At 41.1% G+C, this 13,532-nt stretch carries 5 protein-coding genes; 1 reads left to right on the forward strand and 4 read right to left on the reverse strand.

What is annotated here, in order from left to right; genetic code table 11:
• Positions 1–8: 8 nt before the first annotated feature.
• The 4 genes from K0B81_06855 to K0B81_06870 all read right to left on the reverse strand — a co-directional run bounded on the left by K0B81_06855 (position 9) and on the right by K0B81_06870 (position 8,571).
• Entirely contained in the window at positions 9–1,277 is a 1,269-nt protein-coding gene (locus K0B81_06855; GenBank protein MBW6516318.1) for a hypothetical protein, read from the reverse strand.
• A 289-nt stretch (positions 1,278–1,566) separates the two neighbouring features.
• A complete protein-coding gene (dnaA, locus tag K0B81_06860) occupies positions 1,567–2,919 on the reverse strand; it encodes a chromosomal replication initiator protein DnaA (GenBank protein ID MBW6516319.1) in 1,353 nt (450 codons plus the stop codon).
• Between the two features lie 897 nt (positions 2,920–3,816).
• On the reverse strand, positions 3,817–4,305 hold the full coding sequence (locus K0B81_06865; protein ID MBW6516320.1) for a ferritin family protein: 489 nt from the start codon (positions 4,303–4,305) through the stop codon (positions 3,817–3,819).
• Between the two features lie 600 nt (positions 4,306–4,905).
• Positions 4,906–8,571: a T9SS type A sorting domain-containing protein gene (locus tag K0B81_06870; GenBank protein MBW6516321.1), complete on the reverse strand. Its 3,666-nt coding sequence runs from the start codon at positions 8,569–8,571 to the stop codon at positions 4,906–4,908.
• A gap of 951 nt (positions 8,572–9,522) precedes the next feature.
• Between K0B81_06870 and K0B81_06875 the strand changes: the two genes are divergently transcribed.
• Positions 9,523–13,532: hypothetical protein (locus K0B81_06875; GenBank protein ID MBW6516322.1), on the forward strand; the 4,010-nt coding region annotated here is incomplete at its 3' end.

Here is a 13,532-nt window from a genome sequence, read left to right on the forward strand (position 1 = left end):
TGCTAAATCTATTCAGGTAAGAACGGCAGTGTGTATATAACTCTTAAGTACGGTCTTTTTTCAATTTCCACACTATCAGGTGTATAGAACCCGATAAATCCGTTATCTTTATTCTCCAGTGAAGAAGTTATCAGTAAACCGAAATTCTCTTTGATCTCCGAGATATGTGCCTGTACTATCGGTGTTATGTTCAGAGATACATATTCGGCATCAACACCAAAGAAAGATGTTACAGTTGTTGTAAAATTGCCAATATTTTCGGCTTCTATCGGTAATTTTTCGGTTTCTGACGGAGCAAATTCTTCCAACAGATAATAGGGATAGAACTCAAATGGCTCAACTGTAAAGTGATACATATCTTCATCAGTCTTCCTGTGCACGATCAGATCAGCCCGATTTACTGTTATCATTTTTAGATCAATATTAGGAGGAAGATCAAAAGAATCTTCTTCCAGATTTAATTTGATCACACTTCTAGTCGGAACGATATTTCCTATTATTATTTCTTCTCCAGCATAGTAACCTTCTACCGGCTTTTTCGAATTGATAAAAGTCTGTTGTAGAGGCATTCTCTCGTAAGTATAGATTATTGTGTCCGTTTCGGCAGTATAATACTCAAAGTTTAATATTGGTCCGTTTGTTGTTTCCCGCGAATAAAACTCAACATATTGGTCATTTCTGCCATTTGATACCTCGCTGAATATAGCCAAACCATAACTTTCCGGCTCCTCTTGTATCCATCCTTCTATGATATCCTGCATCTTCACCGACGGGATCGTTATCACAAGTGAATCTTCTTCAGTAACCATCCCTAATAGACCGTCTAAGATTTCCATAGCACTTTGATCATCCCAACTCAATTCCCATTCTATATTCTCTTCTGCCTGTTCCCAGGTAGCAAAAAAATGATGCCAGTTCTGTCTTATCAAACCAAATCTTAATGTCATCCCTTCAGCGTTATAATTATTCCTGATCTTTAAGGTCAGTGTCGGATCCTCTGTAAGTACAAAACCGGAATCAGGTAAGTTAGTAAACCGAAGCAGGGTTATAGATTCATTGCCGCGAAAATGACCGGTTATACTCTTGGTATTTCGCATGAAATTTCCCGTCTCATTCTCATAAGAATAATAATATTCAAAAAGACCTTGTTCTGCTTTGATCTCGACTACATTAGGTTCAAGATCGCTATCTTCTCCAATAATATTTTTTCTCGTTGAACAACCAAAGATCATGACTAAGGTTAAGATGATTAAAGTGATCAATGTAACTATTCTCATTGTTATTAATAATTCCTTTCTTTGATATATTTTTAGTAATAGTATTAGGTTTGGTGGATAAGGGGATAAGTCAAGTTTAATGTTCGTAAGTTGTTTGTTAACCTTATTTTTATCTCTTCGGGAACGATGTGTATAACTTGTGAATATTTTTTTCTTAACCGATCTCTTATCCACGAAGTTTTAGTTGTACCAATCATTTAAATCATTTCTCAACAACTATCAACAATAAGGTTTGTGGATATGTGGATAAGTGGTTTTAAGATCATAGAAAACTATACGAATCAAGGATTTAACTTACCGCTCTAATATCTTTGATGATTTTTTCTAATTGGATACGAAAATCAACATCACTGCGAAAGAGTTTTTCTATATGTTTTTTGGCGTGTAAGACAGTTGTATGGTCTTTTCGTTGATAATATAGAGCGATATCTTTGAGAGATAGTTGCGGTATTAAAAGGTTGGTCAGATACATGGCAACCTGTCTTGGAAAGACGATATTCTTCTTTCTCGTATTCCCTAATAGTTGACCCGGAGTAAGTTGATAGTGAGCACATACTTTGTTCATTATACCGTTTATATTGATATCAAAGACTTTATCCGAGATCATATCACTCAGGATCTCCTGACAGAGAACTTTATCTATCTCTTCAGGATTGATATTATTATAGGAGCAATAGGCGAGAATACGGATCAGAGAACCCTCCAGAGCCCTGACATTACTGATAATATTCTCGGCTACATATTCGAGGATATCATCGTTGAGAATAATATTTTCTGTTTCTGACTTCTTTTTAAGAATTGCCATTCTTGTTTCGAAATCGGGTGTCTTCAGATCAGCTAAAAGTCCGCACTCAAATCTGGTTACTAATCTCTTTTCCAGATCCTGAATATCTTTTGGTGGGCGGTCACTGGTCATCACTATCTGGCGTTTACTTTCATAAAGCGTATTAAAGGTATGGAAAAACTCTTCCTGAATACCCTCTTTCTTGGCTAAGAAATGCACGTCATCGATCAATAGAACATCAATATTACGATATTTGTTCCGGAAATCTGGCATGGTATGATTTCTGATCGCATCTATCATCTGATTGGTAAATTCTTCGGCAGTTATATAATGTATTGTATTATTCTTTCGTCGTTCTTCCATTATAAAATTACCAATGGCCTGCATCAGATGTGTCTTACCCATTCCTGATTCTCCGTAGATAAAGAGTGGATTATAGATATTTCCCGGTGACTCGGCAACTGCTAAGGCAGCCGATTGGGCAAAATTATTACTTTTACCGACTACAAACTGCTCAAAATTGTATTTAGGATTCAAAAGGTAAGTTTTACCATTGGACATCATTTGTTTGAAATCGTATTCCGATCTGGGAATCTCTTTGGTTATTACGGTATTACTGGTAAAACGAAAGAAGTACTTCTTGTTGAATAAACCTTGAGAGATTTCTGTGATAAAGTCAGCATAATTTTTATTAAGATAATCTGCGGCAAATTTTGTCGGTACTATAACCAAAAAGGTATCTTCTTTAGGTTTATCCACAACTTTCGTTTCATTAAACCATGTCTTGAAACTCTGTAAGTTTATCGTTTCTTCTAATGTGTCCAATATCTGATTCCATTTCTGCTGTGCTTCTTCCATAACGAGACCTTCATCTATTTATTCTTAATTTTATTTGCCTTACTAAGTTATCCACAAAATATTCACAGATTTATCGAATATGGATGTTTCTCTCTTATTATGATTTCCTAAGTTACCAACAAAGATTAAGTTGGATCAAATACCAAATTCATCTATCCCGATAAATCATCATTTCATTTTGTTTTGACGTCGATAACGCTCACAAGAATTATTAAACACACTCCTTTGTCAAGCATTCTATAAAGATGAAGAAGATAGAAAGAGAAGAAAAATTACAGCATAAATAATCTAAATACAAAGACTTATAGAAATTATTTTTTTCTGCTCATTCCGGTAGTTACCGCTATTATCTGCTTGATAATTTATCTATAGCAAAGGTCAAAATTTTTTTTTCTTATCTCGAAACTCTGATCGTTGTTATTACTTAAATCCTTATCAAGCAACTACTTATGTATAATGTGGCTGTTTAAGGGCAAGAGATACTGACACGGTCTTGTATCATAGACTTTAGTCTGTTTATAAATAAGGGCGACCACTGGTCGCCCCTACAAAGCTTTTTTAAGCGTTTTTTTTTATCAGTGTTAATCCGTTTTCATCCAAGTCCATCCGTGGTCCAAAGCTTGCTCTGTTTCCCATGGACTTGCTAATCTTTCTTCATCGATACATTCTGCAGTCGCCCCTATAATTTATTTTTCCATCCGTAATGTCTAATTTTACCGTCAAATCCGTGTTCTAATCCTTCCTGCAAATCTTCCGCAGGATTTCACTAATATCTATATAGCTAATAACTAATAACTATTTCCATCTTTGCTTGCCTTTTCTTCTGCTGGGGAATTCTTGCTAATCCTTTTATAATCAGTGTTAATCAGTGGTTAATTCTTGCTTTGCTACCGTGGATCAATAATCTTCTAAATGAAAGAACTCCGCATTTTCCAGCCAATATTCCGGTCTCTCCACCAACTCAATTATATTCTCCAGTAGCAGCATATGCTTCTTTTCTTCATTAGCTACTTTGCGGATGATCTCCATATGCACCGGATCAGTAAACTCGTCCAATTTTTCCATATAGAAATCATAACTCTTTTTCTCTAATTCCAGTGCCTTATGGTAAAGGTCGGTTTGAGATCCGTCACATTTCACCTTATCAAATTGTTTGCGAAATCCGGCAAAGATCTCCTGGGCACTCTCAAAGATATCGCTTTTCTTAAAATCTTGCGGATTATTCTCTTTCATCTTCTTGAAGGTAGCATAGTGTTTTTTCTCATCATTCGCCAGCATCTTGAAAATATTACTCATCCCTTCATTAGCGGCACAACCCTCAGCCAACGAATTGTAAAAATCTTCCCCCTCTTTTTCAATACCCATTGCAATATCAAAGAAATCCATAATTTACTCCTTAACCTCTTTTTTTTTATATCTAACAAGTTAAGCAACTTATCCATTCTGGCAAGTAAAATCCTGTGGAAGGTAAGCAAGAAGAGAATGAATGCCCCGAATGGGGTATGAAATATCATAGCCAGACACTTCAGTGTCTGGATTGGATGATCTAAACCCACCCGCCGCCCAAATGTAGCAGAGCTCCATTACCTGCGACTAAAGTCGCAGGCTATATTATGTCACCCATTGCTACGCTCAGGGTGATACTGGAGCCAATCAAGAAGGAAATAAATAGGTTTTAGGTGTTAGGTTTTAGGGGCTAGGTCATAACAAATACCACTATCAGGGTATGATGAATTCCCCGCAGGAATTCTATTTTTTTGATCCCTCTTTTTCGGTTTTTCCCGTTAGATCCGTGTTCTATTGATTAAAAAAAGGGCGGTTCGTGAACCGAGGAAATCACTTCTTCGTGGCTGCTTCCGAGCTCGACGAAGTCAACCGCCCCTACATTGCATTTTTAAATCTGTTTTGTTTTTAATCTGTGTTCATCCGTGGTTCAATGCTTGCTATCCTTCCTCCGGTTTTTCTCCGATCACAGATCACACTTTTTTACTTCATCATCAACATCTTTCTCGTGGATTGATATTCTCCACTGCTCATGCGATAGAAATAGATACCGCTGGCAACTTCGCGGTTACTGCTGTCACGTCCGTTCCAGAGGATCTCATGATGACCCATATCTCGATACTCATTGACCAACGTCGTCACTTTCTGTCCCCGAATATTCAGGATATCGAGAGTCACGAATCCACCCTTTTCCAAGCTGAAACTGATCTTTGTCTCCGGATTGAACGGATTGGGATAATTACTTCTCAATTCGGTGACTAACGGCAAATCAGGCAGATCTACAGAAGATTCACTCGCTACCGTAAACGTCCAGATCGGACATCCCTCAGCATCACCTCTTGTATTAACCACGTCTCTCTCTAAGATGCGGGTACTGCTGGTTTCTTCAGATCTTCCTACAGGGACAATAGTTGTGGGAATCACCTGCCAGAAATAAGTAGTTTCATAATCGAAAACAAACGGGTGTTCTTCAAAATAATAAACTCCCGGACCGCCCAACACATAAACAGTAAAGGAATCTCCCGAAGTATCTCCGACCCACATGTTGATCTTATATCCGAGCGGATCGGTCCAGATACCACTCGATGTATAAGTCCAGCCGATAGGGGTATTGTGAGGGATATCAATTGCTTCGTGAGCCGGGATAGGACTATGGGCAGCTGATGGATTAGGGCTATGTTCCGCCACGATCAAGGTCACCGGTATGATGATAGGATCAGCTTGAGCATTGTTATTGATAATAATATCAGCAGTATAGGTACCTAACTCCATATCTTCCGCATTGAGAACGACATCCAAAACAACAGCTCCTCCGGAGGGTACGGTACCCGACATAGGGCTAACATATAGCCATGTACTATCAGGTCCCAACTCCATTACCCAGACTTTTTGGTTCTGAACAACACCAAGGAAGGTCTTGAGTCCCGGTACCAGCAGATTTGTGAAATCCATACCACCGCCATAATTAACTGGTGAAAGTACTGAAGTAAGATCATAAGATTGCACAGTATTTCCGGTTGCTGCCTCGATCTGTGTTAATAGATTATAAGAGCTCCCTTCATGAGAGTAAACCCAGATATGTGGACCGTCAGGGGTAACATTTTCCCATCCTAAAGAGGCAATTCCTGAGGGCGTAACATTAATACTCTGCATCAGGGTTCCTGTTCTGTCAACTAATCTAAGTGGAGAATACCAGCCACTGGTCAGCCAGAAACCGTCATTTATGGCATCATAAGCAATACCGACTGAGGCCTCATTGGTAGTGAACTGACTTATCAGAGTAGCATTTTCCAGATCGAGCTTATAGACGATATTACTGAAACTTCCGGGATAGGCAACGGCAAAGACATATTGACCGTCAAAGGTCATATCGAGCACACCTAAGGTAATGCCCGGTATCGAGAATTCATTGATAAATGTGCCATCGAGCGTAAATTTATAGAATAGTGAATCATTCCATCTTGCAGTATAGATATAATACCCGTCGGTAATCACCCCGAATTCGCCAAGATCTGTATGGGTTGGGAATTCAAACAGAAGATCGAACATGTCCCGTGTGCCTGTTGGCTGGCTAACAGGGTATGAGATTTTATCGGTAGCTCGTAAGGTATTTTCGGGATTAAATTTATGATCTGTGATCCCTCTTGGAACTGAAGCAGGTAACACCCCTCTGTTAACCTGATCAAAAGCATAAGAGATCTGATAATTCAGGTCTCCATACCCATTGTTCGTAATCGTTAATGGTATGGTTAGGGTTGGACTGGTCGGAGTAAGATCTGCTGTTATGGATAACGGATCTACAGCGATCTCGATGTTACCTAGTACGAAATCTACGTCGGTTGTGGCTTCTCCTCCCATCACAGAGACATTTTCAACTATCTCGGTCTGATAACCTAAAAGTTCGGCTGTAACCGTATAATCTCCCGGATTCAGAGTAAGAACATAACTACCGTCTGCTACGGGATGAACACTCTCACCACCAGCCGAGACCGTGACATTGGTCACATTGCCGGTACCACCCATTAGCGAGACAGTTCCCTCTATGGCTCCGGGTTCCGCATCATAGATCAGGACATCATCAACTGCCATACCATCTGCACTAACAGAACCGTCTGAACCAAAACGGAAACGTAATTTTACTGACGGCTGATTAGCGAGCTGTGGCAAGAATGTTGAGAACTGTGACCAGGTGCCGTTATATCCCGACCAGTTCGGAGCTGGAATAGCACCATATGTTTCAAAATTGTTATAAAATCCATCGTCACCTAATACATGATCCCATGTTGTTCCGCCGTTTATTGACGATTCAAGGATCATGCCATCATAGTACCCTTCACAGTAGATGTTCAACCAAACCGACATAAAGGGGGTATCTACATCAGCAAAGTTAAATTCCGGAGACATCAGCCAGCTATTGGCGTTGTTCTCATAATTAACTGCCAGTTTGGTCATCCAGGCATTAGCACCACTATGGGCGGAGTTGATTGTTCCCTGTGCCGGAGTACCAAATTCCCACTGATTATTTCCGGTAACGGCACCGCTCGTCCAACCACCGTCTCCACCTTCAAAATCCTCGAAATAGTAGAAGGGTCCTCCTCCTCCTGATTCTCCTTCTAACTGAAAACAGAAATCTCGTTCAGTTTGAGTATCCCAAACAACAGAACCGGCAGTCCAGGTCGTATAGGGTCCGAAACCACCCCCCGGATTGATCCAATGCCTCTCTAACTCTACCTGTGGAGTGGCATGAGGATTCAAGCCAAACTGCCCTCCAATAGCATAGTCCATTCTTCCCTGAATGGAGATCCAATAATGTCCGTCATTGAAGACAGGTTGCTGACCGGCAGGAAGATCTACACTAAATGTATTAGCTGTCTCTGTATAGGGGAGATTGGTAAAACTGACAATGGAAGTACCCGGCTGTCCACCACTGTTCTGATAAAATTCGATATTGACACTCTGAAGCGGACCAGCTCCATTCCAAAAACCGCCGACAAATTTAACATGATTGATCGTCCATGGACCATTCGTTACGATAAAATCATCAGCCCCTTTACAGTCATAAGTATCAAAATCCGGCTCAAACTCCTGAGATGCACAGAGAAATCCGGATGGTGACATCTGCGACCAGAGAATACCCGGTGGTTGAGTACCACCCTCAGGTATCACAACGGTTCCGTTTACTGAATGTGGGGGAGAGCCATAAACGTCACCGTGCAGCATCCAAGGAATTATCATGTCACCGGAAAACCCGGCAGCTATATTGACAGTTACACTAAAATTGACCGTTTGATTATAAAGCCAATCATTCCAATTATTAATGTCGCCCCAGGTAGAGATCACACCATTGCCGGTCTGCCCGTTGTATGGGATTGTACCCATCATGGTTGCCGAAACTACCGTTATTCCTGTCGGAAAGTCCATTTCAGCGTAAACTACATATTCCCAATCAACTGAATAAGCAGCAGTAGCAAATTGTAGGACCACTCCATTTTCACCGGGAGTATAGCCGGTTGTGACGTTATCAATATATGACCCCGTCAGGTCTCTGTTTGTATTATCGGATGAAGACATGGTCGGGGTTGCTTCTAAACAGGTGAATAACCCTAACAACAGTGTCAGGGATAAGATCATAGCAAAATACTCTTTCATTGTTTCTCCTTAAAATAAATAAGATAGTTGTTATTTATTATTGATGCACTATTGGACACTTTGTCCGTTATCGTCAGATAATGAAATATGTGGTTGGTTTACCGCCGGTAGCGATAGATATTATATGATAGTGGGTAAAAATAGATTATAGTCTGATAGATCCAAAATCGCCTCATGCCAAACTAACCTCAAAGCATAGACAATTAAACACAACACCTCGTCATAAAATTTAAGCTTTTATCTGTAATGCCACCGCCGCAAAAATCCTAACTATGAACTCCAAACTACCGTTAATTCAGTAGTTCAAATCTCGCTCTAACATCTTTGCCTATCGGCATTGAATTTTATTTCGACATGATATCTACTATAGTTATTAGTCCGCAATCTCACTCAATTTGTCAAGCATTATCTTTTGCCACTAAAAAAAATTTGTTTAATTTAAAATCATTGTAACATAGACTTCAGCCTGTTTATCTGTCATCCTGAGTGATCCGGCTCTTTTGCCTGATTGTATCGAAGGGTGCTACCGGAGCCAAGCAAGCGTAAATAATCATGCCCCGAATGGGGTATGTAATAAGATAGCCTGACATTTCAATGTCAGGTATTGAAATGGATCGAATCCCGCCCGCCGCCCAATGGAGCTGAACTTCATTATCTGCTAAAGTCAGATAGACGAAAAATTGTTGAATTTTTAAAAGCAAATAAATTTTATCTTGACAAGGAAAGGCGCATATTAATTTCACTATTCAAGGAGATTTTGATGGAATATTGTATTTATGAGAACCGTAGTCGATCTTTTGTTTTTTTAGCTGAGTTATTCAAGTGTTTGTATTACTCTATACTTAAACTATAGAAGAATATTCTTAAGAATAGACTATCTTTATCCCTCTATCCGGCTCATACCCGTCTTAGAGACAGATAGATCCAAAATTGAAATGAAAGGAGATTACTATGAAAGTAAGATCATTAAAAATTCTGACCTGTTTATCATGTTTGATAGTTATCGTGAGTTTATTATCGGGAGCTTTTCTGACAGATGTTCCGACTGAGATCATCGAGCCTAACGGAGAGATATTACAGATCTTTTCTTCCGGCGACGAGTTTTACAATAGATTGCATGATGCAGCCGGTTATACGATACTGAAAGGTCCGGATGCCTATCATTATTATGCCGTCAGGGAAGGGGATGCTCTCGTTCCCTCAACATACCGGGTAAGTCAGACCGATCCCTCTATGGCTGCTCTGGAGCCGGGATTAAGGATATCAGAACAGGAATATGTGTCACGCCGGAATGAAATGGAGAGAACCGGCAGAGAGTGGCTGAGCATCTCACCGAGTACCGGAGTGATCAATAACATCGTGATCTACATCAGATTTGCTGACCAGGAAGAGTTTGCCACGAGCCGCCAGAACTTCGATAATCGATTTAACAGTCTTACCTCAGCTTCAGTCAGGCACTATTTTCAGGAAGTTTCTTACGATCAGATGGATATTATCAGTCATCATTTCCCGGTCTGTGATATATCCACCAATCTCTCCTATCAGGATCCTCAACCCCGTAATTACTATATGCCCTATCATCCGGAGAATAATCCGATAGGTTATGAAAGTGGTACCGGTCAGCAGTGGCAGAGAGTTCATACGTTGTTCAGGAATGCCATCTTCGCCATCAGAGATCAGGTTCCGAGTGGTCTGATAATAGATTCCGATAACGACGGTTATCTTGATAACGTCACCTTTATAATCAGGGGTAACCATTCCAGCGGTACCTGGCTCTGGCCCAGAATGGCGTGGGATAATCTTTTCTACGACACCTCCATCAACAATAAACTGCTCTGGCAATTTACTCTGCAGAGTGAAAATATGAGTAGTGTTTATGTCTTATCGCACGAGACTTTTCATACCAAAGGGGTACAGGGAACAGGAAAATTTGCACCTGATCTCTATACCGGATACGGTTATACGCCTGTAGGCGAATGGGATCTTATGGCTCACGGATTTGTCCACATGGGTGCCTGGATGAAATATAAATATACGGGTAATAGTTGGATCTCCTCAATACCTGAGATAACAGCTTCCGGAACCTACACCCTGAACCCTTTGACCTCACCGGTAAATAATGCCTATATGATCGCCTCTCCCAACGCAGATAATCAGTTCTTCGTTGTTGAATACAGGAAAAAAGAGGGATACTATGAGAATAATCTTCCAGGTTCAGGCTTGTTAGTTTACCGGATCTTTCCAACCGATCATGGTAATAATCACCCCAACCGTCTGGAGGTATATATATATCGACCAGGCGGTACCGTCTTAAACCCCGATAATCCCTCTGCCTCCAACGGACAGCTCAGTAGAGCACATTTCACTTCTAACTCCGGCAGAGCTAGTATTAACGATTATTTGACCAATCCGACCAGTTTTCTGCGGGATGGCAGTGTGGGTGGCTTATCTATTTATGATGTCAGCGAAGCAGGAGAGACGATCAGTTTTAAGGTTCAAATGGAATTGGCACCTTCTCAGCCGACATTACGCTCTCCCATTAATGGAACTCTAATAGACAACTTCAGTAACTGCTTGTTGGAATGGAACCATGTTAATGCCCAATCATATTCGATCGAGGTCTGGAAAAATAATCCCTATCTGCTGATAGAATCAGCAAGTAATATTATGGATCAGCAATATGTGATCCAGGCGACGCTGCAGCCCAGTACAACTTATTATTGGAAGGTAACTGCTCAAAATCCTTACGGTTCAGCTACCAGCAGTACAGGAATCTTTGCTACAACGAACGGAATGCCGATCGGTCCGAGCGAACCGATCAGACCTGAGAATGGCGACCCGGAAACTGACCGGACAATGATCAGTTTCGAGTGGCCGGGCAGCTCTAATGCTCAGACATATTCATTTATTTTCTTCCGGGATGATCCATACCAGGAGTTGATCAATATATCAAATCTGACGGAGCCAAGCTATATCTACAATGCAAGCTCCCTGGAACCACAGACCCTTTACCGCTGGATGGTCAGTGCCGATAACTCCTACGGATCGGGTTGGAGCCCGGTGTGGTCATTCACGACCATTGGTGCGCCAGGTCCAAATGAATACTGGATGAATAATGACATAGTATTTTTTAACAGCCAAGATAGCCGGTACTTTTACGATTCATTAGGACCGTTCGGGCAATACAGGAATAATGAATATAAAACAATGACATTCAGGACAACAATCCCCAATGCCCAGATGATGTGTAAATTCCTTCTCTATGATATAGAAGAGGATTTTGATTATCTATATATCTATGATGGATTCGATGTTAGCAAACCTCTGATCCAGTATCTGCATGGGATGTCAACCGATCCGGTAACTATCGTATCTAATAATAGTAGTGGTGCTCTTACATTCAAGTTTTTATCCAATGGGACTAACAGAAGGGATGGCTGGACGGCAGTATTATCTCTTATGGGACCACCCCAGAATCTGACATTCACTACCGGAGACCGGTTTGCTATCCTGAACTGGGAGGGTATCGGCTCACCCGATGGTTATAATGTCTACCGTAACGATGTCCTGATCACCACCACTCCCCTAACGGGTAATACCTACAGTGATTATTACCTGCTGAACGGCACTACCTATGTGTATTATGTCAAGGGGGTCTATGACGGTATTGAATCGGGTCCCTCACAGAGTGTTACCGTAGTGCCGGCAATCGACACGGAGATCCTCATCGGAACCGGTACATCAAGCTCAATAATGCCTTTTTCTTTCGTTCAATCAAATAGTCTGACCCAACAGATCTATCCTAATTACTTGATAGGAAGACAGGGAACTATAGAACAGATAACTTTTTTTGCAGCCTCTAATTATAACAATTACACCGGTCAGAGGCATGTCAAGATCTGGATGGGTGAGGTTGATGACAGCTATATGGACGACGAATACTGGATCCCTTCTGATCTGTATCAACTGGTATTTGACGGGATGATAGAATTCCCTATTGGACCAAGTGTTATTGAGATACCCCTGTCAACTCACTTTGAGTACAATGGCGGGCATTTAGCTATCAAAGCATACCGGGTCTATGATCCTGAAGGTACAGCCCCACCACAATACTTTAATCGTTCTAAGTGTACCTGGGGGGTTGATGAGTATAAATTGGCTATGGTACTTATGAGCAATGATCAATTCGACCCTGAAAATCCACCTTCAGATGGTCATGTCTACCATACAGCTATTCCTGATATCAGAATTATACTCAATCCCTCAACATCAACTGATCACATATTCGATGTCGGGGCGGGGACAGAACTGCACAGCAGGTTACCGGTCAGTATGAATAACAGGACAAGCCTCTCTCAGACGATCTATCCAGCTCATAATTTTGCCTTTCAAGGTAATGTAAAGGGGATCAAATACTACAGCAACTTTACCGAAGCGGTAGGCAATAAGCAGATCAGGGTCTGGGTAGGTGAAACCGGAGCCAATAATCTCTCCGGTGGCTGGATATCGTCGAATAATCTGCAACTGGTATTCTACGGGTCGGTGAATTTTCCTGCCGGCTCTAATACGATCAATATCCCGTTTGATACTGATTATTATTACAGTGGTCAGAATCTGGTAGTCATGATCGAAAGAAACTTTGAACTTTTTTCTTATAGTGACCAGAATAGATTTCTGACTACCTCGACCGGATTGGCGGCTCAGAGCCGTTTTAACTATGGAAATTCTGTACCCTTCAGTCATACAAATCCTACCGGCGGCTATTTAACCGATGCCATACCGAATACGACCTTTGTTTTCCAACTGGCAGACGAGTGGGCTTTTGAAATGGGGACCAGGGTCAATTTCAGTAATATCTTACCGATGTGTATGAACTGGCGGAACAGCCTCAGTCAGACCATCTATCTGGCCAGCGAGATCAATGCTCCCGGAAACCTGATGATCACGGGGATAAGTTATTT

The organism is Candidatus Cloacimonadota bacterium, from assembly GCA_019429305.1.
Classification (GTDB): domain Bacteria; phylum Cloacimonadota; class Cloacimonadia; order Cloacimonadales; family JAJBBL01; genus JAHYIR01.